The sequence below is a fragment of the Ornatilinea apprima genome (assembly GCF_001306115.1).
Lineage (GTDB): Bacteria > Chloroflexota > Anaerolineae > Anaerolineales > Anaerolineaceae > Ornatilinea > Ornatilinea apprima.
Map to the genome: position 1 here is coordinate 33,187 of NZ_LGCL01000014.1, position 24,977 is coordinate 58,163.

Sequence of the window (24,977 nt, forward strand, 5' to 3'; positions counted from 1 at the left end):
ATGACTTCATCCATCGTTGATGCCGATTCTGTTCTGGCGATTGACCTGGGGTCCGCCTATACCCGCGCGCTGTTGTTTGATATGGTGGAAGGCCATTATCATTTCATCGCGGTGGGCACGGCGCGCAGCACGGTGAACGCGCCGTTCCGCGATGCGGGCGAATGCGTGCACCAGGCGCTGGATCATCTGCAGGAGATCACCGGCCGGGTATTCACCGACAAAGACGCCAGCCTGATTCTGCCCAGCAAGCCGGACGGCAGCGGGGTAGACCGCCTGGTGATGACCTTTTCGGCGGGGCCAGAGCTGCGCGTGGTGACGGCCGGGCTGCTGCCAGACGTTTCGCTGGAGAGCGCGCGGAATTTGATCCGCACCACATACGGCCAGGTGGTGGAAGCAATTGGGCTGAATGACCGGCGGCGCACAGACGCACGCCTGGATGCCATTCTGGAAGCGAAACCCGATTTGGTGATTCTGGCGGGCGGAACCGAAAGCGGGGCCAACCGCTCGGTGCTGAAGCTGGCCGAGCTGGTGGCGATGGCCTGCCGGGTGCTGCCGCAAGACAAGCGCCCGCAGGTGCTGTACGCGGGCAATTCGGTGCTGGCCAAGAAGATCAAAGCCGGACTGGAAAAATACACGCGGGTTCACACCGCGGCCAATGTGCGCCCCAGTGTGGACGTGGAAAGCCTGGGCGCGGCGGAGATGGAGCTAACCAAAGTAGTTACCGAACTGCGCGGTCAGCAAATGGGCGGTTTTCGCTCGCTGGCGCAGGTATGCTCCGCGCCGCCCCTGCCCAACGCGCACGCCTTTGGGCGCATGATCCGCTTTTTCAGCCGTTTGTATGACCATTCACGCGGGGTGTTGGGGGTGGATGTGGGCGCGGAATCGACTGCCGTGGCGGCCGCGCAGGCCGGTCACCTGACCGTTGAAGTGCTGCCGCAGGGATTGGGGCGGGCGATTCTTTCCATGCAGGCCGAAGAAGACCTGAAAGAAATCATCCGGTTTATTCCGTTTTCCATGACCCCCAACGCGCTGCGCGATTATCTGTATCAAAAGAGTGTTACCCCGGCCGGCATACCCATGACGGAAGAAAGCCTGGCGGTGGAACAGGCGGTGGCGCGCCAGATTCTGCGCAAGGGCATGCAGCAACTGCGAGAGCGCTGGGATGGGCGCTGGATGTCTTTTGAGCCGATTTTGGCCAGCGGATCGGTGTTGGCGCGCGCGGCGACGCCAGCCCAGAGCCTGATGATGCTGCTGGATGGCCTGCAGCCGGTGGGTGTAACCACGCTGGTGATTGACCCCAACGGCCTGGCGGCTTCGCTGGGGGCGATTGCCGAAGTGGATCGCATGCTGCCGGTACAGGTAATGGAAAGCGGCGCGTTTCAGGTGCTGGGAACAGTGATTTGCCCGGCCAGCCGCGCCAAAGCCGGCACGGTGATTATGAACGCGCGCCTGGAAATGGAAAGCGGAGAAGAAATCCGTCTGCAGGTAAAACAGGGCAGCCTGACGCAGCTTCCGCTGCAGAGCGGGCAAACCGCGCGCCTGCACATAGATCATTTGAACCGGGCTGAGCTGGGCGCGCGCGGACAGCGCGTTCCATCCAACTATAAAGTGGTGGGCGGCTTATGCGGGGCGGTGATTGACGCCCGCGGCCGGCCTTTGCCAACGAGCGATGATGAAACCAAGCGGATTGAGTTGCTGAAGAAATGGTCCGCGGCATTGCGTTAAGGATGCTGGTACGAAATTTGCATCCAATATTCTAAGAGGCAAACCAGATGCAGACGCCAGTTACCCACATATTACCCCTTACCTTGATCCGCCGCGTGCGCTTGCTGCCCGCGCCGGGGAAGGTGCTGGTGCGCGCCGGTCAGGAAGTGCATGCTGCCGACGTGGTAGCCGAGACGGCCAGCCACCAACGGCATGTCTTGCTGGATGTGCGGCGCGCGTTGCAGCTTTCGGCGGACGAAGACCTGAAGCAGGTGTTCGACCGCAAAGTGGGGGAAAAAATACAAAAGGGCGATCTGATTGCCCAAAAGGGCGGTCTGTTCAAGCGCGTGCTGGTCTCACCCGAAGACGGGGTGATTCTGGCGGTGATGGGCGGGCAGGTATTGATCGAGGCAGTTACTCCTCCAACGCAGATTTTCGCCGGTTTTGATGGGCGCGTGGCGGAAGTGATTGCCGATCAGGGTGTGGTGATCGAAACGCACGGGGCGCTTCTTCAGGGGGTATGGGGCAATAACCAGATTGGCAACGGGCTGCTGATTTCGCTGGCGAAATCGCCCGCCGATGACCTGTCCAGCAGTTTGTTGGATGTGAGCATGCGTGGGGCGGTTTTACTGGCTGGAACCTGCAGCGAGGCGTCTGCGCTGGAGATGGCGCGCGATATTCACCTGCGCGGATTGATTTTGGGCAGCATCAGCGCGCACCTCATCCCGCTGGCCGAGAAGCTGGAATTTCCGGTGATGGTTCTGGAGGGGTTTGGACAGATTCCCATCAGCACGCCGGCCTTCCGCATTCTATCGACCAGCGAAAAGCGCGAGGTGTGCCTGAATGCCACGCGATGGGACGCGTTCCACGGTGAGCGGCCCGAACTGGTCATCCCTCTGCCGGCGCAGGGCGAAGTGGCGCAAGACCTGGCCGCTCTGCAAGCCGGCAGAAAAGTGCGCCTCACGCTCGCCCCGTGGGTGGGGGCGGTAGGGTCGATTGAGCAAATGCTGCCGGGGCAAACGGCGCTGCCCAACGGGCTGCGCGCGCCGGCCGCGCGTGTGCGGTTGGAAAATGGCGAAGTTCACACAGTACCCAGCGTAAACCTGGATGTGCTAGAATAACCAGAGCAAACGATACAGGCTGATTTCTGTACCAGAAGGAGAAGCAGCGATGAGCGATTTCAATGACAATATTTTTGATGATTTCGAAGAAGAACCCTCGAACCAGCCCGAACCTGTTTTTGAAGACGAGGAGCCGCCCCAGCCCAAGCGCGGCCAGAACCGCACGTTTGTGATTGCGGTTGGCGTGCTGGGGGCGATCTTTTTGCTGATTTTGATTGCCATGGCGGTGTTTGCCCTGATCATTGTACCGCAGCGCAACGCGGCTATGGCAGAACAGGCTGCCCAGATCAACGCGGCCAATACGGCCACGTCGGTGGCGGCCACCGAAGGCGCGTTCGCCCAGGCAATGGCGGCAACCGGCACGGCGCAGTTTGTGCCCTCGCCCACGGGGACGGCCACGCAAACGCCGGTTGTAGTGTTCTCGACCCAGACGCCCGAACCGGAGGCTGGAGGAGACGGCATTGGCGCGGGAGCCGATTTGAACGCGCGCACGGCAACCGTTTCTGCGCTGCTGACGCTGGCGGCCGGGGGCGGCACCACGCCGAATGCCACCCAGGCCACACAAACAGCGGCGGCCAAAACACCCACCGCGCTGCCTACCACGGGTTTCGCGGATGAGGTGGGCCTGCCCGGCCTGCTGGGTGTGGCGGTGCTGCTGGTGGCAGTGATCGCGCTCTCGCGGCGGCTGCGCGCGGCGGCCAGTTAACTGGCGCTATAGCGCTTATTTTTGCTCCTCTCTGGTCAGCGGGGAAGGAATGTCGATTCAGGCCTGGCGGAAGCCAGGCCTTTTCTATTGGGGTTTTTCTTGTAGGGCGGTGTAGAGGGCGGGTCAACGGGCATTAAGGTAAAACCATTATGAAGCCGCCCGAAACCCGCCGTTGATCAATCCATTGGTGGGTTTCAGGCGGGCCAATACGCTGGTTTACCTTTGAAATGGTTTTCCCGCCTTCCACCCACCTTACCCATGAAGGTGATTGACTCCCACACCCTACCGAAGAATGGGTTTCTCTTTTAATACTTACCAACCAATGCTAGCGGCTGATCAGCTCTTGAATGAGCGGGATGGCGGCGTGAACCGCGCGGGCGCGGTGGGAGAGGGTGTTCTTCTCTGCCATGCTGAGCTCGGCTATGGTTTTGCCGCGCTCGCTGAGCAGGAAGATGGGGTCGTAGCCAAAACCGTTATTGCCGCGCTCTTCGGGGATGATTTCGCCGGGGCAAATGCCTTCGCTGTGGCGCAGCTCGCCATTGGGGCTGGCCAGGGCCACCAGGCAGCGAAAGCGCGCCGTCCACGGGCGAGGGTGGAAGTGCAGATTGTCGAGCAGGTGAATGCGCCGGTCCACGTCGGTGGCGCCGGGTTTATCGGAGTAGCGCGCGGAAAACAGGCCGGGGGCGCCGTTGAGGGCGTCCACTTCCAGGCCGGAGTCATCGGCCAGGGTGAGCAGGCCGCTGGCTTGCCCGTAGGCGAGGGCTTTCTTGACGGCGTTTTCCAGATAGGTGTCGCCGTCTTCAACCACTTCCAGGGAGAGGTTGAGGTCGGCGGGCAAGAGGAGCTGAATCTGGTCGTGCAGGTCAACCAGCAGGGCTTGCAGCTCGCGCAGTTTGCCGGGGTTTGAAGTGGCGATTAAGAGGGGGGTAGGCACTGTTAAAATCCTCCATTTTTATCAATTTAATCATATAAACTTGACTAGATGATTCCACTATGCTATAATGCCTGTGAGCACTTATATACTGATCATTATATTACAAACTGCCTGTGAACTTTTCTCGCTTCCCGCTGCGAATCAATATTGGTTTTCTGATTAACGCTCCGGTTGGAACGAACCGGGATTTTGAGTTTGAACTTCCCACGCTTCGTTATCATCCCGACCAGGAGTTTCATGATTTTAAGGGAACAGCCAGGGTAACCCGCACTCAGCAAGGGCTTTTTGTGCAGGGGGATTTTGAGACAATGGTAACGTCTGAATGTGTGCGCTGCCTGGCAGAGTTTGTGCAACCTCTTCAAACGACGTTCAGCGAGCTGTACGCGTTTGATCAGCGCAGTATTACGGAGTCGAATTTGCTGGTGCCGCCCGATGGGTATATTGATTTAGGACCGTTGGTGCGGGAGTATCTGATTCTTGAAATTCCGATCCGCCCTATTTGCCGTGAAGACTGCAAGGGGCTGTGCCCGATCTGTGGGGAAGATTGGAATGCATCGACTTGTGAGCACCAGCATGGAAGCTCCAGCCAGGATTGAAGCCGAAAACATACGTGCTGTAGGTGCCGTACGTGTGCAGCGTTCGCGAGTAGGTTGAGCGATAGGAGGGGTAGATTGGCAACTGCAAGTAAACGCACTCGCATGGGGGATATTATTCATATTCTGCTGGAAAAAGCGGATGTGGTTGGTTACCTGACGATGGATGACCTGATGCAGATCTACCCCGAAGGTGGGGAAGACAGCGAGCGGTTGAATACAGTGATCAACGCGTTGCGCCGGCGCGGGGTTGAACTGGTGGATGATGACCTCGCGGATGATGAGGGTGATCTGTTCAATGGCGCGGATTATGATCCGTATGTGGACATGACCGCCATATCAACCAGCGACACGGTTGGGCTGTACATGAAAGAAATGGCCCGCGTTCCGTTGCTTTCGGTGGATGAAGAAATCTTTCTGGCCAAGCGCATTGAAGGCGGCGAAGAAGCCCAACAGCAGTTGAAAGGGTTGAATGGCAACTGCACTCCCGAAATGCGCGTGGAACTGGAGCAGGTGGTTCTTGACGGGCAGGAGGCGCGTGAGCATCTGATTAAGGCCAACACACGCCTGGTTGTGAGCATTGCCAAGCGCTACATTGGGCGCGGCGTGCCGTTTCTGGATTTGATTCAGGAAGGTAATTTGGGCTTGATGAAAGCCGTGAAGAAGTATGAATACCGGCGCGGTTTCCGCTTTTCAACCTACGCCACCTGGTGGATTCGCCAGACGATTACGCGCGCGATTGCCGACCAGAGCCGTACGATTCGCGTTCCGGTGCACATGACCGACCGCATTCGCCAGTTGTACCGCAAGTCGCACGAGATGGAGCAGGAATTGGGGCGCGCGCCGAACACAGACGAGCTGGCGCGGGCGTTAAAGCTGCCGATCAAGAAGGTGGATTGGATGCTGCGTGTTTCGTGGGTGCCACTATCTCTGGAAAGCCCAATCAATGACGACGGTGAAGAAGCTGAGTTGGGCATGTTCGTGGAAGATACGGTAACGCCCACGCCGATGCAGAGCGCGTATTCCAAGCTGCTGGGTGAGAAGATTGAGCAGGTGCTGGACACCCTGCCGCCGCGCGAGGCGCGCATTCTGCGGCTGCGCTTTGGGCTGGAGAACGGCCGCACCTACACGCTGGAAGAGGTGGGTCAGAAATTCGGCCTGACGCGCGAGCGCATCCGCCAGATTGAGAGCAAAGCCCTGCGCCGGCTGCGCCATCCACGGCGGGCGCGGCAGTTGAGAGAATATTTGTAGAGGTTTTCCTCTGGCATCTCCCCCATTTTCGGCAAGCCCAGCGAAAATGGGGGAGATGGTTTTAACCCCTTTGTGGCAGTGAGCAAAAAACATCCCCGCGCTGAGGCGGGGATGCCGGGTTTGTGATCGTGGAGAGGGATCAGGATACGCTGGAAGCGATCTGCCCGCCGTAGGCCAGCAGCGCTTTGACCATCTCTTCTGAGCGGCCTTCGGCGTAAACGCGCAGCACCGGCTCGGTGCCGGAGGGGCGGATGAGCAGCCAGGATTCGTCGGCAAGCAGGTATTTAACGCCGTCGGTGGTGCCAACATTGATGATGCTTTCGCCACCGATTTGTGCGGGGGCTTCTTCGACCAGCTTTTGCACCATGATCTGTTTGGATACGGGCTGGCTGAGACGCAGGTCGCGGCGCTCGTAAAAGGACGGGCCGGCTTCTTTGAGCAGGTTTTCCACCAGTTCGTAGAGCGAGGTGCGGTTAGCCGAGACGATTTCCAGCAGCAGCAGGCCCATGATGATGCCGTCGCCTTCGGGGATGTGCCCCTTAAAGGAGATGCCGCCGGATTCTTCGCCGCCGATCAGCACATCTTCTTTCATCATGTAATCGGCGATGTGGTTAAAGCCCACCGGCGTTTCACGCACGGGTAAGCCGTATTTGGCGGCCAGGCGGTCGACCATGCGAGTGGTCGAGACGGTGCGGATAACTGAACCGCTGAGGCCGCGTTTTTCGACCAGGTGCTTGAGGGACAGAGCCATGATTTTGTGCGGGTCCACAAAGTTGCCGCGCTCATCCATGGCGCCAATGCGGTCGGCGTCGCCGTCGGTGGCCAGGCCAAAGTTGCCCAGCCCGGTGCTGATGGCGCCGGCCAGGGTGCCCAAGTAGCGCCCAATCGGTTCGGGGTGCACGCCGCCGAAACCGGGGTTCATTTCGCCGCGGATTTCAGTTACTTCACAGGCGGTGCCTTGCAGAATGCCGCGAATCACACCACGCCCGGAGCCGTACATGGAATCAACCACCACGCGCTGCCTGGCTTCGGAGATGGTATCCATGTCGATCAGCTCGCGCAGGTGATCGTAGTAAGCGGGGATGGGGTTGAAGCGGGTGATCAAACCGGCCTGGGTGGCTTTTTCGTAATCCATCAGGTTGGGGCCGCGGCCCTGCTGCTCGTTGTCATTCAGATACACTTCCACACGGCGGCACTGTTCGGGTGAGGCCGAGTTGCCGCGTGCCGATTTGAGCTTGACGCCGTTATAGCGCGGCGCGTTGTGCGAAGCGGTGATCATCACGCCGCCGATGGCGCCCAAATATTTGACCGAGTAGGAAATGGCGGGGGTGGGGGCGTCGGCCTGGCTGAGGTAGACGCGGAAGCCGTTGGCGGCCAGCACGCGCGCCACTTCTTTGGCATAGCGGTCAGAGAGGAAGCGGGTGTCGAAACCCACCACCATCTTTTTCGCGTCGGGGGCGGGCTCGGGGGCGTTGCCATTCATCCAATGCGGAGAGGCAACCGCGTCGGCGACGGCCTGAGTAACCAGGCGCAGGTTATGAAACGTGAAAGTATCTGAGATGACGGCACGCCAGCCGTCGGTTCCAAAGTGGATTGTCATGCGTTAAGCTCCAAACAGTCGTATTTTCTCTCTCAAAAACAGCTACTCAGCCGGTTGGGGGGCAGCCGTAGCCAATAATTCGCGTAAAATCCAGCCTTCCACCGGGTCTTCGCCGGTGGTTCGCACGCGCACCCAGATTGTGGCGCCGGCTTCCGTGCTTTCGGGCAGAACCTCCACCAGCATGCCGTTGCTCACCACGCGGATATACGCGCTGGTGGTGCTGGGTTCCTGGCGGATGATGGCGCCATCACCGCCCACGGCTTGGATGCGGGCGTAGATGGGGGTGGGTTTGGGGGTGAAGGTGAGGGTGGGTGTGCGGCTTGGCACCAGGGTTTTGGTGGGAGTCAGCGTTGCGGTGGGCGGCAGCGGGGTGGGGGTAATGCTGGGGGTGAGGGTGATGGTGGGCGTTAAGGTGGGGGTGGGCGGCGGCATGGCTACCTGCGTGCTGAGGGCGGTGCCAAATCCGCTGATGACCACCACGGCCGCCAGACCGGCCAGCACCAGGGTGCTGCCGACGGTGTAGCCGAACAAGGTGCGCGGTCTGAGGCCGATCAGTGCCAGGGTGAGCGCGCCGAGCAGGGCGGCCAGGGCCAGGTGAACGGCAAAAACGATCAACCCGTCGGGCCAGAAGCCGCTTTGCTGGCTGGTGAGGCCGAAACCAGCCGCGGCCAGGGGCAGATAAAGCTCATAGGCCAGCGCCACGCTGGGAATGAGCGGTTTTTGTTTGGGAGCGCGGGCCAGCATGAGCGTGGTGAGAACCGCGCCCACGGCCAACAGGAAAAGATCAGCCCAGGTGAAGTGGGTGTGCGCCAGCGCCTGGAGATGCGACTGGCGTGGCAGCAGGCTGCTCAACCAGCCGGCAGCGGCCCCGCTGGCGGTGACCAGCAGGCCGCCCATCAGCAGGCTTCCGAGGGCCTGGAGCAGGAAGCGCGCCGATCCGAAAACAGTGGCCAACGACAGCCCGCTGACCGGGGCCATGAAGGGCGCGACGAGAGCGGCCAGCACAAACAGGGCCGGGGCGTCGAACAACAGGGCAACGGCGGAAATTAACCCGCAGACCAGGGTAAAGAGGAAGAAATCGGCGGAGGGGATGACGCGGTGCGCCAGCTCTTCGAGAAAGCGCGCCTGCTCAGAGCGATCGGGCGGGACGATGGTGCGCCGCTGCTGCCTGCGCCGCGCGGGGGGCAGGTTTTCAGGTTCGTCGGAGAGGATCGGTTCGCTGGTTGGTAATGTCATTTTCTTAAGCTCGCGGTGATTCGGGCCGGGTGTTCAAACAGTTCCAGGGCTGAATCAATGTCGGGCATCAATAGATCTGCGGAGAGCAGAGTTTCCACGGCCAGGCCTTCGGTGGAGAGCACGCAAATGCCCAAAGCGGCCAGTTTGAGCATGGCGGCGTCATTGGCGCCCTGCCCAATGGCGGCGACGGACGGCGCGCCAAGCTGGCGCACAAATTCCGCTTTTTGGCCGGCTTCGTTGCCGGGTGAGATGCGCACGGCGCGCAGACCAAGCTGCTCATCAATTTGGTGCTGGCGGCCGTGGGTGTCGGCGGTGAGCAGGTGAATGGTGATCAAATTTTTAAGGCGCGCAAACCGTTCTGCCACACCCGGCTGCAAGATGCCATCTACGGCCAGAGTTCCGTTGACGTCGCAGACCAGATGCCGCAAGGTAATCGAGTCCCGTCCGGGAATATTGAGCCTAATCATGGCGTAATTATAATACAGGTGCGCAAATCGGGCGCGTTGGCGTCTTCTTCCCCCTGTGCGGTTTCTTCTCCACCGTTGATTGTAACGCAAAGATACAGATTCGGGACAAAAGAGCAAGCTTCTACTGATCTTTGACAGCCTAAAAGACGGTGAGCGTTGCTCTTGGTAATCGATTGGCCAGGAAACTATCTCCCCGGCTATTGACGGACTGTCCATATGGGTAGGGTGATTTTGTGAACATCGTTATATTATCATTATTGATAATGAGAATGAAGGAGCGCTGCTATGGACAAGTTATCCAAAGTTGAGGTGGTGATACATCCGTTACGGCTGCAAATTTTGCAGACCCTGACCAGAGGTTCGCTTACCACACAGCAAATCGCGGATGAACTACCGCAGCAACCCAAGTCGTCGATATACCGCCATCTCAAGATTTTGCTGGAGGCAGAAATGGTCCAGGTGGTGGAGACACGGGTGGTGAAAGGCAAGGAAGAACGTGTATACGCGCTGGCGCAGGCTCCGCATATCAACGCGGAGGATATTGCCCACGCCACTGCCGAAGATCACCGGCAGATGTTCACCATGTATATCGTGTCGTTGATGAGCGGTTTTTCAGACTACCTTGAGAGCGGGAAAGCCCCGGATTTGGTTAACGACCGGGTTGGAATCGGTGAATTCATCTTGAATGTTACCCGCGAGGAACTGGATGAGTTCTCTAAAAAATTGCAGGAGGCTTTGATCCCCCTATTGAATAACCCGGCTGGAGAAGGCCGGTATAAACACAAATTTGCTTTGATATCGCATCCGATTAGTCAATTGAAAAACGGTTTGGAGGAACCAAAATAATGGACGCACTCAATCTACTTCAACAGTATTTACCCCTTTTGATCCCCGTGTTTGTGGTGCAGCTTGGCTTATTGATTTTTGCCCTGGTGGACCTGCTGAAGCGGGAAAAGACCAACGGCCCCAAATGGCTGTGGGTGATCATTATTGTGTTTGTCAACATGATTGGCCCGATTGTGTACTTTATCGTAGGTCGCCGCGACGAGTAATCCATACCCTTAACGCTAGGGGCTGTTTGCCTCGGTGAACAGAAATTGCAGGAAGAACCATGATCAAGCAAACAAGTAATGGAAAGGCCGCCATCCGCTGCGAAAATTTAACGCGCTATTACGGGGATGTTGCGGCACTCAAACAATTGAATTTGACCGTACCCGAAGGAAGCATTTTTGGTTTCTTGGGGCGAAATGGCGCGGGAAAAACCACTACCATTCGATTATTAACCGGTTTGGCGCACCCCACCCAGGGCAGCGCCTGGGTAGCCGGGGTGGAAACCACCAACGGCGATGACAGCGCACGTGAACAATTTGGTTACCTGCCGCAAGAACCAGCGTTTTATACCTGGATGACCGCGTCGGAATTCTTGAATTATTGCGCGCAAATTTACAACATTCCTGAAAAACAGCGCAAAGCGCGGGTGGCAGAAATATTGGAACAGGTGGGCTTGAAAGAAGCTGCCAAACGCAAGATCGCCGGTTTCTCGGGGGGCATGCGCCAGCGGCTGGGGATCGCCCAGGCAATGATTCACAACCCCCCGGTGCTGTTTCTGGATGAACCCACCAGCGCATTAGACCCGGCTGGCCGCTACGAAGTGCTGGATATGATTGAACGCCTGCGCGGCCAGGTGACGGTGTTTCTGTCGACTCACATTTTGAGCGACGTGGAGCGCATCTGTGATCAGGTAGCGGTGATCCATAAAGGCGAACTGCTGCTGGTGTCTGACCGTGAAGCATTATTGGAACATTACGCTTCCAACGCGGCTGAAATTGAGCTGGACTCATCCAGTTTGGACCAGTTGGCAGCGGTGAAACAACAACTGGAGCAGCAAGAATGGGTGTCTAGGATTCTTGAAGACCAGAATGTGCTGCGTGTGATGGTGGATGATCTGGCAACCGCCCGGCAGAATCTGCTGCCGCTGGTGGCAGCCTGCCACCTGGTGGTGAACCGGTTTGAATGGGTTCGCTCAAGCCTGGAAGAGATTTTCCTGAAGGTGAGTGAGTGATGGCTACGATCTTGATATTTTCGGTGATTATTTTGGTCACCATTTTCGTGCCGGTGCTGGCAGCCACCTGGCTGCGACGGCGCTATGAAACCCCCTGGATGGTGTTTGTGGTGGGCGCGCTGGCTTTTGGGGTTTCGCAGGCGATCCATATTCCGCTGAACAATTTACTGCTGGCGTTGAAAGTGCTGCCCAGGGATGTCAATTACGCGGCATTATGGCAAACCGCGTTGATCATGGGATTGACCGCGGGCGTAAGTGAGGCCCTGGCGCGCGCGGGCAGCTACACGCTGCTAAAGCGCCGCCGCTCTGGCGCGGATGGCGTTATGCTGGGCCTGGGCCACGGCGGGATCGAGATGATGTTCCTTGGCGGCGCGCTGGTGGCGGCTGGTTTCTCCAGTTTTCATTCGACGCCCTTCGAGAAAATGTTGGAGATGGTGAAAAGCCCCGAGCAGATGCAAGCGCTGGAGCTGCAGGCTAAAGTATTTGGTCAGCTCACCTGGGTTTCATTCCTTCCGCTGGTAGAACGCCTGATGGCTCTCTCGCTGCATGTTTCGCTGTCATTGATGATGCTGCAGGCTTTCCGCCAGAAGAATATTTTGTTCGGCGTGCTGACGGTTTTCTACCACGCGCTGACGGACGCGGCAGCAGTGTTTCTTGCTTACAATGTGGACAGCTTGCTGCTCAAAGAGTTGCCTGTGGCGATTATGGCGCTGCCAGCTGTGGTATTGACCCTCAAGTTTTGGGGTCCGCGCAAGAGTGAACAGACCCGCCGCACTTCAAAGTTTACGCGCGAGCTGGCTTTGTTTGCAATAGCTTTTCGCAAGGAAGTAACTGAGTTGTGGCGCACGCGCCGATTCCTGGTAACTATCGCAGTCTTCGTCCTGTTTGGGGTGATGTCGCCCCTGCTGGCCAAATTCATGCCCGAGATGATCAAGAACATGGAGGAGGCCAAGATGTTCGCGGACCTGATCCCCGAACCCAGCGCAACGGATGCAGTGACACAGTACCTGAAGAATTTGAGCCAGTTTGGGTTTATTACGGTTATTTTGCTGAGCATGGGTGGGGTGGTCGGTGAAAAAGAGCGCGGTGTGGCGGCAGTGATCTTGAGCAAACCTTTACCGCGGTGGGTGTTTATTGGCAGCAAATTTGCCGCTCAGGTATTAATGCTGGCATGTGGGTTCATCATCTCGACGTTGGGCGCGTGGTATTACACCGCGGTGCTGTTTAAGCCGGTCGATGTGGGCACCTTCGCGTTGATCAATGTGCTGATGTTGATCTGGTTGTCTGTGTTCGCGACGGTAACCTTGCTGGGTAGTGTCATTGCCAAATCGAATGGGGCGGCGGCCGGGATTGGCCTGGGGGCGTCCATGCTGATCTTGCTGCTGGGCAATATTCCCGGTTGGGGCGGGTTGATGCCTTCGGGTGTGATGGCCTGGGCCAACCAATTGGGCACGTTGTCCAATGAAACGGTGCCTGCCAATGGCGGCGCTGTGGCGATGAGCCTGGTGTTGGTCATCATGCTGGTGATTGGCTCTGTGGCTGTTTTTGAACAACAGGAGCTGTAATCAGGATTAAAGGTATGAAGCAGGCAGTCTGAATAGGGCTGCCTGTTTTTGATTCGGGTGAAGAAGGATTGGGGTTTGCCAGGTTGCCTGTTTTTATGATAGCATTGAAAAAGCTTTTTGCCTGGAGCGTTCAATAACCTTATGATGAAGAAAACCTCGCGATTGTGGTTGATGGTATTGGCTGTGGCTCTGCTGGCCGGCTGCGCCCGGCCGGTGGAAAATACGCCGGCCGAGCCGGTTGAGACGTCCGCGCCGCCGGCAGTGGAATCACCCACCGCCGAAGCGCCCACCCCCGCGTCGGTGGAGGCCAAGACGGTGGTGCTGGTCTCGGCCAGCGGGGCGTACCCGGCGATGGAAGCGGCGTTGGGGGAACTGGCTGCTGAGGCGGGTTTGACAGTGGAGACGCGGGAGAGCGTGCAGGCGGGTGACTTGAGCGCGGAGTGGAAGGTGGTGGTTTTCCCATCGGCGCCGGGCAACCTGGCTGAGCTGGCCGCGGCGGCCCCGCAGACCCAGTTTGTGGCGGCCAGCGGCGCGGACCTGCCCGCCGGCGCCAACGTGAGTGTGATCCGCCTGCGGCCAGAGTACACGTCGTTTACGGCGGGGTATCTGGGGGTGGTGCTGGCGTTTGATTTCCGCATGGGGGCGCTGCTGCCCGCGGAAGGGACGGCAGCCGAGACCTTTGTGAACGGCGGGCGCTTTTTCTGCGGGTTGTGCAATTCCACCTATTCACCGATTGTGCGCTTTCCGGTGGTGAGCCAGGCTCCGGCCGGCACAGCGGCGGGGCAGTGGCAGCAGGCGGTGGATACGCTGCAGCAGAATTATTTGTATGTGATGTATGTGTCGCCTGAGGCGGCCAGCAGCGAGTTGTTGAGCTATCTCACGGCGATGGGGTACACGCTCTACGGCGGGCAGACGCCGCCGGATGAATTCCGCTCGCGCTGGGCGGCGACGGTGCGCGAGGACCTGGTTACCCCGCTGCGCGCGTTGTGGCCGGGGGTGATCGCCGGGCAGGGCGGACAGACGGTTGAGGCGAGTGTGGAGATCGCGGATGTAAACGCGGATTTGCTCAGCGCCGGGCGGTTGGAGCAGGTGCAGAAGATGATTGCTGAAATGGCGGCAGGCAGAATTTACCCGTTTAACCCGCCCATGGAATAGACCGATAGATAAAGTACAGCCCCCGCGGACGCGGGGGCTGTTTTGATCTTGTTCTCTGATATTAAGATTCTTCAGGCGGGTTGCCGGTGAAATATTCGGTGGTGGCCTGGCCGGGCTGGCTGATGCCTTCGCGCCGGATGACTTTCCAGAAGGTCAGGAAGATGATTTTCAGGTCCAGCCAGAAGGACCAGTGATCGACGTACCACACATCGAGACGGAATTTCTCTTGCCAGGAGATGGCGTTGCGCCCGTTGATCTGCGCCCAGCCGGTGAGGCCGGGCAGGACGTCGTGGCGGCGCATTTGCTCGGCGCTGTAGCGTTCCAGGTATTCCACCAGCAGCGGGCGCGGGCCGACCAGGCTCATTTCTCCGCGCAGGATGTTGAACAGTTCGGGCAGCTCGTCGATACTGGTGAGGCGCAGGATTTTCCCCAGCCGGGAGACGCGTTGAGCGTCGGGCAGCGGCTGACCGCGGCGGTCGAACGCGTGGCGCATGGTGCGGAATTTGTAGAGGGTGAAAATGCGGCCTTTGTAGCCGGGGCGCGGCTGGCGAAAGAACACCGGCCGCCCATCAACCATGAGGATTAGCAGGGCGACGACCAGCATCAGCGGCGAAAGCAGCAGCAGGGCCAGGCTGGAAACCAGCAGGTCGAAGGCGCGTTTGGCGGGGGAGATTGCACGCATGCTGGCATTGTACCAAAAAAGCCAGAAGTTGTTATAATCTACCAGAGCGATAGTATATGGCCGCAACGGACAATATTGTCCGCGGAGATGATGTTTTGCCGGTAAAAATCGTTTTTGCCGGCGCGGCGGAAAAATTCGATGGTTTTGGAAAGGCGGATGATGAGCAACAAGAAAGGTCGCGTTTTCTCGGGCGCTCGCCCTACCGGACGCCAGCATTTAGGCAACTATCTGGGCGCTATTAAGAATTATGTGGCGCTGCAGGATGAATACAACTGCGTGTACTGCATTGTGGATGTGCACGCGCTTACCACGGTGGAAACGACGCAAAACCTGCGCCAGAACACGATTGAAATGGCGCTGGATTGGCTGGCGGCGGGCATCCGGCCGGAGGAATCGATTGTGTTCATCCAGTCGCATGTGCCCGAGGTGATGGAGCTGCACACCTACCTCTCGATGGTAACGCCGCTGGGCAAGCTGACCGATTTGCCAACATTCAAAGAGAAAATTCGCCTGCACCCCAATAATGTCAATTACGGTCTGGTGGGTTACCCGGTGCTGATGTCTGCCGATATTTTGCTCTACCGCGCCAGCGCGGTTCCGGTGGGGGTAGACCAGGCTCCGCATATTGAGTTCGCGCGCGAGACGGTGCGCTCGTTCAACTTCCGCTACAACTGCGACGTGCTGGTGGAGCCGCAGATGAAAATCACCCAGGTTCCCAAGGTGATTGGCATCGACGGGGTGCAGAAGATGAGCAAGAGCCTGGATAATCACATTGAGATTGCCGCCACCGCCGAGGAAACCCAGAAGCGCGTGATGCAAATGGTAACCGATCCGCAGCGCCAGCGGCGCAGCGACCCCGGCAACCCGGATGTGTGCAATGTATTCTCTTTCCACAAGATTTTCTCCACGCCGGAGGAAGTGGAAATGGTCAACACCGAATGCCGCAAGGCCGGGATTGGCTGCGTGGACTGCAAGAAGATGCTGGCCAAGAATCTGAACGCCTCGCTGGCGCCTTTCCGCGCGCGGCGCGCCGAGCTGGAAAAAGACACCGACGCGGTGTGGGATGTGCTGATGGATGGGGCGAAACGCGCCCGGGTGATCGCCGAAGAGACGATGACCGATGTGCGCCAGGCGATTGGCCTGCCGTAGACGATTACAAAAAGAAAAGCAAAACCGCCCCGAAATCCGGGGCGGTTTTTTGGTTGTGTTTGGCGCAGATTATTGCTGGTTGGGCTGGTCCGCGGCGGGGGCGTCGACGACGGCCTGGCTGGCGGGCAGCGTTTCGCTGGGGACGAGGATCAGCATGATCAGATAAATGAGCACGCCGTTGCCGCCCAGGAAGAACAGCAGCACGAAGAGCAGGCGCACCAGGGTGGGGTCGATATCAAAGTAGTCGGCCAGGCCGCCGCACACACCGGCGATCATGCGTTCTTTTTGGCTGCGATAAAGTCGTTTCTTTTCCATTTTCATATTCTCCTAAACAGATTTGTTTGTGTTGTTATACGGTTTGTTCTTGGGTCTCGATGGGCATCGAAGCAGGCTGGCTGATGGCCGGAGCCGCCGGGGCGGCTGCGCCAGCGTTGCCGAGCATGACGCGCGCCAGCTCACCGAGCAGGTACGAGAAGAAGTTCAGAATGTGCAGGGACAGGGTGAGCAGCACGAAGCCCATGGTCATCATAGCGATTACTTCAGGCAGTGTGTCAATTCGCCAGAAGGTAAGATCAATATGCACATTCGGGATGAACAGCACCATCGGCGAGAAGATCATGGCCAGCGGTACGCTGAGCAGGGTAACCACGGCGGTGAAGGTGCCAATGCCGATGGGCAGTTTGATGAGCAGGTAGATGAGGCCCTTCCAGGTAACCGGGTTGCCCAGGTAGTTGATAAAGCGCTTCCAGATGCTGGCGCCAGGGATGGCCGGGCGCGACATGGGCGGCACTTTGACGCCCAGCAAGCCGATGGCGCTGATGCGCTCGAAGGCGGTGAAGCCCCAGGCTATGCCCATGACCAGCAACAGGATGGGGATGCCCACCCATACGATGATCAACGGAATGCCCAGCGCGAAGCCGGTTACCAGTAAGGTGAAATATACGATCCCCAGAGGCAGCGCCAGTAATTGGAACAGAATGCCGCCATAGGTGCGGGGTTGGATGTAAACGCCAAAAATTCTGGCGAAGATGGATTGATTTTTCATACGGACCTCGGTTATTTTTTAGTGTTGCTTTCTATTAGGGTTTACGCAGGCAGGCGCAAAAGGTTGCAAAATGGGAAAATTAAAAAAGAAAACCCTGAAACAGCTCAGGGTTTTCGGGCAGTAAGCGGTTGTGGCGGACTAATAAACTTCGGGAACAAAGGTCTGGTCGGTGATGGGCGGGCGCACATAGCCAGAGTCTTCCTGGCGTGGGGGTAGCTCAAGTTTGGGCGGCGTGAGGTCTTCGTAGGGGATTTGGGTGAGCAGGTGGTGGATGCAGTTGAGGCGGGCGCGTTTTTTATCATCGGCGTTGACCACCCACCAGGGGGCCTGCTTGATGTCGGTGTAGGTGAACATTTCGTCTTTGGCTTTGGAATATTCGACCCAGAACTCGCGTGATTTCAGGTCCATGGGGCTGAGCTTCCAGCGTTTGGTGGGGTCGTCAATGCGGGCCTGGAAGCGGCGCTCCTGTTCTTCGTCGCTGACCGAGAACCAGTACTTGATAAGGATGATGCCTGAGCGGAGCAGCATGCGCTCAAATTCCGGGCAAGAGCGGAAAAATTCCTGCACCTGCTCGGCGGTGGCGAAGCCCATCACGCGTTCCACGCCGGCGCGGTTGTACCAGGAGCGGTCGAAGAGCACCATCTCACCGGCGGCGGGCAGGTAGGGGACGTAGCGTTGAAAGTACCATTGGGTTTTCTCGCGCTCGGTGGGCACACCCAGGGCCACAACCTTGACGACGCGGGGATTGAGAGATTCGGTGATGCGCTTGATGGTGCCGCCCTTGCCGGCCGCGTCGCGGCCTTCAAAGATGACCACCACTTTTAGTCCCCTGGCTTTAATCCATTCCTGCAGCTTGACCAGCTCCAACTGCAGCTTGCCCAGCTCTTCAAGGTATTCTTTGTTGGACAGTTTGGGCTTTTTCTCCTGAACGGTTTGCGCTTCGGCTAGGTTGTTTTTCTTTTCCTATTTCTTCTTTTTGGACATAGACTCCCTCCTTAAATATCGCCAGGCGCGATGATCAGAAAAATCAGTCGATTCCCGTTTCCGGCGGTCCGCGAAGAAAGCAGTATCAGCCTTTTATGAGTGTAGCATATTTCGAGTGGCGGCGTTGGTAAATTTTTAAGTGGCAGGGCCGTCTGCGTAATTAACCCCACCCCCTACCCCTCCCCAAAATCATTTGGGGAGGGGTAAGACGCTAACTGACCATGCGCCTTATGGCCAATAGCATGGATTGGCTGTGTGGCTGTGATGAGCCATCCGCACAATTGACCCCATCCCTGAGGGTAAGCCGCTATTTAGTCCTGCGCCTTATGGCCAATAGCATGGGATTGTTATGCAGCCGAGATGAGCCGCCCGCACCACACCCGCCCCCGGCTGGGCCAGTTAAATAAAACTCCCCCGGGCAAGCCGGGGAAGCCATGTAGCTGATGAACTGGAGGGGAACTCAGCTAGCCAACGTAAGAAGGAATTGATTGTCGCGCCCGGCGAGGAAGCCCATGCGTTTGAGATAGCGGGAGTGCTTCTCTGTGGCGGCGCGGGTGGAAATGCGGCGAATGCCTTTGGAGAGGAAGAAGGCGGCATTTTTCTCGTAGAGATAGCGGCCAATTTTGAAGTCGCGATAGCCAGGGATGACAAAATCCAGCTCCACTTCCAGGGTATCTTCACCGGCAACGCGGCCGATGAACAGGCCGGCCGGCACCATGTTGCGCAGCACAAAGAAGATGATCTGCTGGTCTTCGGGTTTGAATTCGAAACCGGGGAAGTATTTTTGCAGTTCGGGCTGGTAATGGCTGAGGAATTCTTTGAAGTAATTATTCTGCGGGCGCACGTCCAGCAGTTTGAAATACTCTTTGGCAGCGCGCATTTCGTAGAGGAAATACAGGTCGATCAGCACAATGAAGAAGTTGAGCCCGGCCACCGGGTACGCGCCAATCAGCAGGCCGTAGACCGTGAAAATGGACGCGCCGATCAGGTTGATGACGCGCAGTTTGAGGATGGAGCTCATGGTGAGCGAGATGGCTACCAGCGTGGACGCGGCATAGCCGATAATTTCATATAACATTTGGGTATTCATATTTCTTTGTGAACCTTCAAAACCTTTTTTGACAATGAAAATCCGCAAAATCGAGATTCGATTGAGCGGGAGGGGGATTTTAATCGATTGTCTGACAACATGCAAGGGGGAAAATAGAAAACAGGCCAAATGGCCAGGGCGGCGCGATCAGCAGATTAGGAGGGCGGGTAAAGAGCGACCAGAACGAGATTCTGCGCGAACTGGAGGATCTGCTGGTGGGTGGGCTTGGGAGGCAGCAGGGCGCGCATCAGGCGCGGGCGGCGCTGCAGGCGGTATTCCAGGTACTGGGCAATGCGTTCAGGATCGACCATCAGCTCGGCGCGGGCGCAGAACTGGCGCCGAAGAACGCGCACCTGGGCGCGCGGGTCGGCTTGCAGGTTGCGCACCCAGTCGGTTTTGGGGCCGAAGGCGGCGGCGACATAATACACAACGTCGATTTGCTCGTACTGCAGCGGGGTAACGCGCGCTTTGCCGCTTTTGCGGCCGGTAGTGGTGAGCAGCAGCACCAGCCTGCCAATGAGCGGGCCCAGACCCAGGGCGTAGGCCAGGCGGGGCGGGTAATGGATGAGACGGCGAAATAAATAATTGAGGCGAGAGCGCGTGCTCAGCATCTTTCTATTCATCCAGCATGGGCCAATTGTCTCGGTCTAACCGGTTGGCATGTTCTTTTGCCACGCGCGCCACGCGGCGCAGCTCTTTGAGAACTTCTTTACCCAGGGATCGTTCGTAAATGACTAGCACTTTTGAGCCTTCTTCCACCAGGGTTTTATACCCCAGATGGGTTTTTCCTTCTTTGGCGATGGCGATGGTGTTGAGGAAGTCGGACTGCAGGTTTCCCAGGCGGCAGCCGACCAGTTCGGGCACGCGCGCCACGTCGATTTCATCCAGGTCAAACTGGCCCTCAGCAAGGTCTACCAGATCGGCAACATCCGGCTTGAGGATGCGGATGGAAAGGAAGGCGGCAGCCGTCTCTGATGTTTGGATGGGGACGATGCCAACGGATTCGAACAGGGCGGCGAAGCGGGTTTCAAATACACGCGCATAGATGTTTTTGGCACCTTTATTGCGCGCGTAGAGGGCGCAGAGCACGTTGGTATCGTCTTCCCGCGAACCGGCGATGAAGGTGTGACAGTTTTCCAGATCGAGCTGGTCGAGCACTTCGGGGTCAGACGGGTTGCCGCTGATGGCAACCACGTTTTCGAGCAGGCTGGCTTCTACTGCCTGGTCGCGCTCGGGCAGCAAAAAATAGAGATGCCCGGAGATTTTTTTACGCAAAGCGTTGACCATCGACCATGAGAACGTGCTATCTCCGATAACAACCACATTCAGTTTCTTTTCCAAGGAAAACCTCCCTTACTGGCTGCGGAAGCTGCGCAGCAGATAGATGAGCGGAAAGATTTCGACGCGGCCGATAAACATGTGCAACATGAGCTGAATTTTGAGAATCGGGTGCATGCCATAATAGAGCGCGTTGGGCATGGCGTTGAGTCCCACGTTACCCTGAGCCGAGAAAACGGTGAAGAGCGCGTCGAGGGCGCGGTAACCAAACAGCATGAAGAACAGCGCGCCCACCATACCGATTCCCAGGTAGAGCAGCACAAACGCCATGATCTGAATGGCGGTCTGGTCGGAGACTATGTTGTTCCCCATACGGATGGGCAGCAGAGTTCCAGGGGGGTAGAAGGGGCGGCGGATCTCACGCTGGATGAGCTTGAAAATGATTAATACACGCCACAATTTTATGCCACCTGTGGTGGAACCATAAGCCGCGCCGGTCATCATCAGAAAGATCAGTGTAAAGATCACCCGGTCGGGAAGATGCGACAATTGCAGGGTGGTTCCGGCTCCGCAAGTGGTAACGGCGCTGACTACATAGAAGAAACCATTGAGAATTTGCTCGCCAGGATTGCTGCCGGTAATGTGCAATTCCAGCAGCAGCAGCCCCGCGAAGAGCGGGATAATGACCAGCAAGGCGCGTACTTCGGGGTTGTTCCACATTTTGCGCCATTTGCCAACCATCAGCGCCTGATGCGAGCTGAAGCTGATGCCGCCGACCAACATGATGGTCATGGCGACCAGCGAAGGCGCGGCGCCATACAGACCCACGCCCACGCTGTTGGAAGAAAAGCCACCGGTGGATAACGAGGTGATGGCGTGCGTGAGAGCGTGAAAGGCAGGCACGCCCGTTGCCCACAGGCCCAGAAAGCCAACCAGCGTGTACGCCAGATAAATGAGCGTAACCGTACGACCAATATGCCACAGGTTGAAGGTGAAATCTTCAAAGCGGCCTTCGGCCTCAAACAAACCGCGCGCCGCGCGGGCCGAGTCGCCGCGCAGGAAGAGCATGAACATAACAATGCCCAGGCCGCTGACCCACTGGGTGAGCACGCGGAAGAATCCCAATGAATAGGGCAGAATGCCGGGGTCGGGGATCATGGTGAGGCCGGTATCCGACCAGCCGGAGAACGCCTCAAAAAAAGCGTCTACCGGCTGCAGGCCGAAGACGATGAAGGGAACGGCAGAGAAAAGGGAATAGAGGATCCAGCCGGCGGCCAGCGCGATGGCGGCGTGGCGCTCTTTGATCACCGGCGAGGGCAGGGATTGGCGCAGCCAGAACATGCTCACCAGGAAGACGGCCGCCATCACACCGAAGGTGAGCGCCTGCTGTTGTTCGCCTGTGAAGAGGGCAATGCCCAAGGGAATGAGCAGCAGCACGCCAAAGATCAGTAAAAAATCGGCGACCAGGCGCAGGATGGGGTGCGGCGCGGGAAGCTGGCGGATCAAGGAGGCTGTTCTCCGTTTGGCGAGAAGTTGCCCGCAGGGCGGCAGAACGCTTTCCGCACCCTGCGGATTTGGTCAGCGGATCAAAATTATTATTTTCTTCTGCCCTGGCCGTAGCCCTGGAAGCTCATCAGTACCTCTCCCATTTGTTCATTGTTGAGGATAACGGGCTGGCCAATGCATTTGGTCTGGTAATAAAGCTGGGCGACCAACTCAATTTCTTCGGCGGCGGCGAAGGCGCGCTCCATGCTGTGCCCAACGGCGATGAGGCCGTGGTTGGCGAGCAGGACGACGTTATAGTCGCCAATGGTTTTGAGAATGTTATCGGAAAGTTCCTGGGTGCCGTAGGTGGCGTAGGGGGCTACGGGCACTTTGTCGCCAGAGAAGCCCACCAGGTAATGCACGGCGGGGATTTCCCAGTTGAGGCAGGCAAAGGTGGTGGCGTAGACCTGATGGGTGTGCACCACAGCGTTGATGTTATCGCGGTGTTGTAATAAATCGAGGTGGAAGCGCCACTCGCTGGAGGGTTTGCGTTTCCCTTCAACGATATTGCCATCCAGGTCGAGGACGACGATGTCTTCGGGCTGGGTGGTGAAGTAATCCATGCCGCTGGGGGTGATGGCAACCAGGCCTTCTTCGCGGTTGAGAATGGACAGATTGCCGCCTGAGCCGGTGGTGAGGTGCGAGGTAATCAGTCTTTTACCGTAGGCTACCAGTTGTTCGCGTTCGTTTTGCAGTCGCATATTCAAGGTTCTCCATTAATAAAAAATATTAGATCAACACTGCCTGCAAGAGCAGGTCTTTCTTGCAGGGGCAGCGTGTGGCTATCTGCTGCTTATTATAAAGTGAAAATGGAAGATTGGAGGGGGCGGATAAACGTGTTAGGACTCAGATTGAGTATAATCATACACGAATATTCCAGTTCCACACAGGAGGACAGCCATGCGCGCAGTTGTACAGCGGGTAAAACAGGGTAGCGTAACCATCGATGGAGCGGTGAGGGCCAGTATTGGGCAAGGGCTGGTCATTCTGCTGGGCGTGGGGCCGGAAGACGGCCCGGAAAATGCCAGCGCGCTGGCGCGCAAGATCGCGATGATGCGCATTTTCAGCGACGAGCAAGGAAAGATGAACCTTTCGGTGCTGGATGTGCAAGGCGAGGTGATTGTGGTTTCGCAGTTCACCCTGTATGCCGACACACGCAAGGGACACCGGCCTTCGTTTGTGAAGGCGGCCCCGCCGGATCTGGCCTCTCCGCTGGTGGACCAATTCGCCGCGCTGCTGCGCGAGCAGGGCGTGCCCACCCAAACAGGTGAGTTTGGAGCCGACATGCTGGTAAAGATTGAAAATGACGGCCCGGTCACCATCTGGCTGGAGATGTAGAAGGCTTGCGACCTAAAGGTTGCGTATAACCTCCAGATTGTATACAACCCGTCTGAACAAATTTTCGTATACAATGATGAAAGTCGATTTTCTTATTTTGTTTAACCGTTTTGCTTAAGGAGAAGAAAAAATGAACGTTGCCAGTTTGTTTCAGGGTGTCTCATTGCTGGCATGGCTGGCGTTTTTCCTGTCGGTGATTTTTGTGGTGGTGCAGGCCTCGCGTGGTAAGGCAGTGAAAAACGGGCGCACCATTCTGATTGTAGTGGCGGTGGCCGCGATTGTGCTCACCACACTCAGCTCGGGAATTGTATTCGTGAACCCGCAGGAACGTGGGGTGGTGATTTCGGCGGTGGCACCCAAGGGCTACCGCGAACAGGCGCTGACCCCCGGTCTGCGCTGGATCATTCCGTTTGCCGAGTCGGTGGTGAAATACCCCATCTCGCGCCAGACGTACACCATGTCCATTGCGCCTTCAGAAGGGCAAATTTTCGGTGATGATTCGATTGAGGCGCGCACGGCTGACGGCCAAAAGGTGCTGGTTGACGCTTCGGTGATTTACCAGATCAACCCCGAGAAGGTGATTGAGGTGCACATCAACTGGCAGGACCGCTATTCCACCGACTTGGTGCGGGCGGTCTCGCGCGGAGTGATCCGCGACGCGGTTTCGCAGTTCGGCGTGGAAGATGTGTACAGCCGCCAGCGCGCCGCGCTGACGCAGATGATTAGCGACGAGATGGCCAAGAGCCTGGATGATAATGGGCTGACGCTGGTGGATTTTGTGCTGCGCAATATCAGCTTCTCGGATGAGTACGCGGCTTCGGTGGAGCAGAAGCAGATCGCCGAGCAGCAGGCGCAGCAGGCCAAGTTTGTGGTTGAGCAGCGGAAGCAAGAGGCCGAGCAGGCGCGCCAGGTGGCGCAGGGTAAAGCTGACGCATCGGTGATCGCGGCGCAGGGTGACGCGGAAGCGCGCATTATTCAAGCCAAGGCCGAAGCCGAGGCGCTGGAGCTGATTGCCGCGGCGCTGGCAGATAACCCCGATCTGCTGACCTACCAGTATATCAACCAGATCACACCCAATGTAGAAGTGATGTTGCTGCCGAGTAATTCTCCGTTCGTGTTCCCGCTGCCCACCATGGGCCCGCAGGAACCGGCGGCGTCGCCCACCCCGGCGCCGGCAGAGTAAGCGAAAATTGAAGTCAGCCTCCCTCAGAACCGAGGGAGGCTTTTTTTACCCCACCCCGAACCATCCCCAAAATGCTGGAACCCCATCCCCGCTGCTGCGCCGCGACCCTTCCCCGCAAAGCAGGGAAGGGTGGAAGAGAACCCTTTCGCCTGGTTTGCCGGTTGGAATATCCCTTAAAAAGTGGACACGGTTAATGTCCAGAAAGAAGTTCGAACTCGATAGGGCTGAGATAGCCCAAAGATGAATGTAGCCTTTGGCGATTGTACCAAACCTCGATGTATTCGAAGAT

General features: G+C 57.7%; 27 protein-coding genes. 13 read left to right on the forward strand and 14 right to left on the reverse strand.

Translation table 11 applies throughout. The features are described from left to right. Genes ADN00_RS03175 through ADN00_RS03185 form a run of 3 tightly spaced genes read left to right on the forward strand, consistent with a single transcriptional unit; the run spans nt 1 to nt 3,531 of the window. A complete protein-coding gene (locus tag ADN00_RS03175; protein WP_075061504.1) occupies nt 1-1,725 on the forward strand; it encodes a glutamate mutase L in 1,725 nt (574 codons plus the stop codon). A 47-nt stretch (nt 1,726-1,772) separates the two neighbouring features. Continuing rightward, entirely contained in the window at nt 1,773-2,825 is a 1,053-nt protein-coding gene (locus ADN00_RS03180) for a hypothetical protein (RefSeq protein ID WP_075061505.1), read from the forward strand. Nucleotides 2,826-2,874: 49 nt separating this feature from the next. Next, on the forward strand, nt 2,875-3,531 hold the full coding sequence (locus tag ADN00_RS03185; protein WP_075061506.1) for a hypothetical protein: 657 nt from the start codon (nt 2,875-2,877) through the stop codon (nt 3,529-3,531). Nucleotides 3,532-3,856: 325 nt separating this feature from the next. Here the strand turns inward: ADN00_RS03185 and rdgB are convergent, their stop codons facing one another. Beyond that, nucleotides 3,857-4,465 carry an RdgB/HAM1 family non-canonical purine NTP pyrophosphatase gene (rdgB, locus tag ADN00_RS03190; RefSeq protein WP_075061507.1) on the reverse strand — a complete coding sequence of 203 codons (609 nt, stop codon included), beginning with the start codon at nt 4,463-4,465 and terminating at the stop codon, nt 3,857-3,859. A 113-nt stretch (nt 4,466-4,578) separates the two neighbouring features. On the opposite strand from rdgB, the gene ADN00_RS03195 reads away from it, so the two are divergent. After that, nucleotides 4,579-5,061, forward strand: a complete 483-nt coding sequence (locus tag ADN00_RS03195) for a YceD family protein (RefSeq protein ID WP_075061508.1) — start codon at nt 4,579-4,581, stop codon at nt 5,059-5,061. Between the two features lie 75 nt (nt 5,062-5,136). Then, the gene (locus ADN00_RS03200; protein ID WP_236691468.1) at nt 5,137-6,309 is read left to right on the forward strand and encodes a sigma-70 family RNA polymerase sigma factor; all 1,173 of its coding nucleotides are present in this window, start codon (nt 5,137-5,139) and stop codon (nt 6,307-6,309) included. A gap of 139 nt (nt 6,310-6,448) precedes the next feature. On the opposite strand, the gene ADN00_RS03205 is transcribed toward ADN00_RS03200, so the two are convergent. The 3 genes from ADN00_RS03205 to ADN00_RS03215 are packed head-to-tail and all read right to left on the reverse strand — an operon-like array spanning nt 6,449 to nt 9,612. Beyond that, entirely contained in the window at nt 6,449-7,909 is a 1,461-nt protein-coding gene (locus ADN00_RS03205; RefSeq protein WP_075061510.1) for a phosphoglucomutase/phosphomannomutase family protein, read from the reverse strand. 42 nt (nt 7,910-7,951) lie between these two features. Continuing rightward, nucleotides 7,952-9,145, reverse strand: coding sequence for a DUF389 domain-containing protein (locus ADN00_RS03210; RefSeq protein ID WP_075061511.1), 1,194 nt, complete (start codon nt 9,143-9,145; stop codon nt 7,952-7,954). After that, on the reverse strand, nt 9,142-9,612 hold the full coding sequence (locus ADN00_RS03215) for an HAD family hydrolase (protein WP_075061512.1): 471 nt from the start codon (nt 9,610-9,612) through the stop codon (nt 9,142-9,144). Before ADN00_RS03215 ends, ADN00_RS03210 begins: the two co-directional genes overlap by 4 nt. A 285-nt stretch (nt 9,613-9,897) precedes the next feature. On the opposite strand from ADN00_RS03215, the gene ADN00_RS03220 reads away from it, so the two are divergent. The 5 genes from ADN00_RS03220 to ADN00_RS03240 all read left to right on the forward strand — a co-directional run bounded on the left by ADN00_RS03220 (nt 9,898) and on the right by ADN00_RS03240 (nt 14,394). Beyond that, a complete protein-coding gene (locus tag ADN00_RS03220) occupies nt 9,898-10,458 on the forward strand; it encodes a helix-turn-helix domain-containing protein (RefSeq protein ID WP_075061513.1) in 561 nt (186 codons plus the stop codon). After that, on the forward strand, nt 10,458-10,664 hold the full coding sequence (locus tag ADN00_RS03225) for a PLD nuclease N-terminal domain-containing protein (protein ID WP_075061514.1): 207 nt from the start codon (nt 10,458-10,460) through the stop codon (nt 10,662-10,664). The genes ADN00_RS03220 and ADN00_RS03225 overlap by 1 nt, the downstream gene beginning before the upstream one ends. Before the next feature lie 59 nt (nt 10,665-10,723). After that, a complete protein-coding gene (locus ADN00_RS03230) occupies nt 10,724-11,674 on the forward strand; it encodes an ABC transporter ATP-binding protein (RefSeq protein WP_075061515.1) in 951 nt (316 codons plus the stop codon). Beyond that, nucleotides 11,674-13,239, forward strand: a complete 1,566-nt coding sequence (locus ADN00_RS03235; protein WP_075061516.1) for a YhfC family glutamic-type intramembrane protease — start codon at nt 11,674-11,676, stop codon at nt 13,237-13,239. Before ADN00_RS03230 ends, ADN00_RS03235 begins: the two co-directional genes overlap by 1 nt. A gap of 141 nt (nt 13,240-13,380) precedes the next feature. Continuing rightward, nucleotides 13,381-14,394 carry a hypothetical protein gene (locus tag ADN00_RS03240; protein ID WP_075061517.1) on the forward strand — a complete coding sequence of 338 codons (1,014 nt, stop codon included), beginning with the start codon at nt 13,381-13,383 and terminating at the stop codon, nt 14,392-14,394. A gap of 61 nt (nt 14,395-14,455) precedes the next feature. On the opposite strand, the gene ADN00_RS03245 is transcribed toward ADN00_RS03240, so the two are convergent. Then, a complete protein-coding gene (locus ADN00_RS03245; protein WP_075061529.1) occupies nt 14,456-15,076 on the reverse strand; it encodes a sugar transferase in 621 nt (206 codons plus the stop codon). Nucleotides 15,077-15,235: 159 nt separating this feature from the next. Between ADN00_RS03245 and trpS the strand changes: the two genes are divergently transcribed. Beyond that, on the forward strand, nt 15,236-16,225 hold the full coding sequence (trpS, locus tag ADN00_RS03250; protein WP_075061530.1) for a tryptophan--tRNA ligase: 990 nt from the start codon (nt 15,236-15,238) through the stop codon (nt 16,223-16,225). Nucleotides 16,226-16,294: 69 nt separating this feature from the next. Here the strand turns inward: trpS and ADN00_RS03255 are convergent, their stop codons facing one another. The 8 genes from ADN00_RS03255 to ADN00_RS03290 form a co-directional block, all read right to left on the reverse strand. Then, on the reverse strand, nt 16,295-16,540 hold the full coding sequence (locus ADN00_RS03255) for a PspC domain-containing protein (protein ID WP_075061531.1): 246 nt from the start codon (nt 16,538-16,540) through the stop codon (nt 16,295-16,297). Between the two features lie 34 nt (nt 16,541-16,574). Then, nucleotides 16,575-17,270 (reverse strand): sensor domain-containing protein, encoded by a 696-nt coding sequence (locus ADN00_RS03260; protein ID WP_075061518.1) that lies wholly within the window; start codon nt 17,268-17,270, stop codon nt 16,575-16,577. Nucleotides 17,271-17,408: 138 nt separating this feature from the next. Next, on the reverse strand, nt 17,409-18,179 hold the full coding sequence (gene ppk2, locus ADN00_RS03265; RefSeq protein ID WP_075061519.1) for a polyphosphate kinase 2: 771 nt from the start codon (nt 18,177-18,179) through the stop codon (nt 17,409-17,411). Between the two features lie 535 nt (nt 18,180-18,714). Continuing rightward, complete coding sequence (locus ADN00_RS03270; protein WP_082389847.1) at nt 18,715-19,332, reverse strand: GNAT family N-acetyltransferase; 618 nt, start codon at nt 19,330-19,332, stop codon at nt 18,715-18,717. Between the two features lie 167 nt (nt 19,333-19,499). After that, nucleotides 19,500-19,955, reverse strand: coding sequence for a nitroreductase family deazaflavin-dependent oxidoreductase (locus ADN00_RS03275; protein WP_075061521.1), 456 nt, complete (start codon nt 19,953-19,955; stop codon nt 19,500-19,502). Nucleotides 19,956-19,959: 4 nt separating this feature from the next. After that, nucleotides 19,960-20,685 (reverse strand): potassium channel family protein, encoded by a 726-nt coding sequence (locus ADN00_RS03280; protein WP_075061522.1) that lies wholly within the window; start codon nt 20,683-20,685, stop codon nt 19,960-19,962. A 12-nt stretch (nt 20,686-20,697) separates the two neighbouring features. Further along, a complete protein-coding gene (locus ADN00_RS03285) occupies nt 20,698-22,128 on the reverse strand; it encodes a TrkH family potassium uptake protein (protein WP_075061523.1) in 1,431 nt (476 codons plus the stop codon). A gap of 89 nt (nt 22,129-22,217) precedes the next feature. Then, nucleotides 22,218-22,868, reverse strand: a complete 651-nt coding sequence (locus ADN00_RS03290) for an L-fuculose-phosphate aldolase (RefSeq protein WP_075061524.1) — start codon at nt 22,866-22,868, stop codon at nt 22,218-22,220. Between the two features lie 199 nt (nt 22,869-23,067). On the opposite strand from ADN00_RS03290, the gene dtd reads away from it, so the two are divergent. After that, complete coding sequence (dtd, locus tag ADN00_RS03295) at nt 23,068-23,505, forward strand: D-aminoacyl-tRNA deacylase (RefSeq protein WP_075061525.1); 438 nt, start codon at nt 23,068-23,070, stop codon at nt 23,503-23,505. Nucleotides 23,506-23,635: 130 nt separating this feature from the next. Further along, entirely contained in the window at nt 23,636-24,688 is a 1,053-nt protein-coding gene (locus ADN00_RS03300; protein WP_075061526.1) for a prohibitin family protein, read from the forward strand. Nucleotides 24,689-24,878: 190 nt separating this feature from the next. Here ADN00_RS03300 and ADN00_RS03305 read toward each other — a convergent pair. After that, a partial coding sequence (locus ADN00_RS03305) for an IS3 family transposase (protein WP_152966222.1) occupies nt 24,879-24,977 on the reverse strand: 99 nt, incomplete at its 5' end.